Below are 1,005 nucleotides of genomic sequence, written 5' to 3'. Positions count from 1 at the left end.
GTAAGCGGCTCGCCTAGGCCGTTCGTCCACGCGCGTGCACGTGAAGCATGATGGTGATCCGAACAAGCCCGGTCAGGTCGCGGGCGTCGGCGGACTGGCTGGTGTATGCAACTTGTCGGCCACGCGCCACGGTAGAAGCTCGTCGATGTGATTGATTTTGTGGTCAGCGATGTGAGTCAGCACGTAGTCCAGATAGGCGCGCGGATCGATGTCATTCAGGGCGCAAGTGCCGATCAACGCGTACATTGCGGCTGCCCGTTCGCCGCCGCTATCGGAGCCGGCGAATAAAAAATTCTTCCGCCCCAGGCTTACACAACGCAGCGCGTTCTCCGCGATGTTGTTGTCGATCTCGAGCCTTCCGTCTTCGCAATACAGCGTCAGTGCGGTCCACTGGTTGAGCGTGTAGTTGATCGCCTTGGCTGTATCGGACTTCGACGACAGCGTTTCGAGCTTTGCCCTGAGCCAGGCTTCGTAGATTTGAAGCAGTGGCCTGGCTTTCTCCTGGCGTATTCGCAGCCGTTCGGCCGCAGGCTTGCCGCGAATGGAGGCCTCGATGTCATAGAGACCGCCAATATATTCGAGCGCCTTTTGCGTTGTGTCAGATGGCGTTCGCACATGGATGTCGTAGAACTTTCTCCTTGCGTGGGCATGGCATGCCGCCTCGCGTATCGAGCCATCGCGGAACAGCTCGTCGAAGCCCGCGTAAGCGTCCGCTTGCAGGATCCCTTTGAACCTGGCGAGATGGGTTTGAGGGTGGATGCCTTGCCGGTTCGGCGAGTACGAGAACCAGACCGAAGCCGGTTGCGTCGAGCCCGAGCGATGATCGTCGCGCACGTAGACCCACAGCCGGCCGGTCCTGGTCTTCCTGTTGCCCGGTGCGAGCACCGGGATCGGCGTGTCATCTGCGTGCAGCTTGGTGGCGGCCACCGTATAGCGGCGCAGCGCCTCTGTTAGCGGTGCGCACAGTGCCTCGCATTGGCCGACCCAGCGGCCCATACTGGCCCG

The 1,005-nt window shown here is 61.2% G+C and carries 1 protein-coding gene; it reads right to left on the bottom strand.

Going from position 1 to position 1,005, the window contains the following annotated elements:
• Nucleotides 1-72 precede the first annotated feature (72 nt).
• On the bottom strand, nucleotides 73-1,005 hold a 933-nt coding region (locus M0D64_RS44815; RefSeq protein ID WP_266262316.1), incomplete at its 5' end, for an IS66 family transposase.

It is taken from the genome of Paraburkholderia sp. WS6, assembly GCF_030464835.1.
GTDB lineage: Bacteria > Pseudomonadota > Gammaproteobacteria > Burkholderiales > Burkholderiaceae > Paraburkholderia > Paraburkholderia madseniana.
The sequence above is the reverse complement of the archived record's forward strand: the minus strand, read 5'-3'. Positions and strand labels throughout refer to the sequence as shown.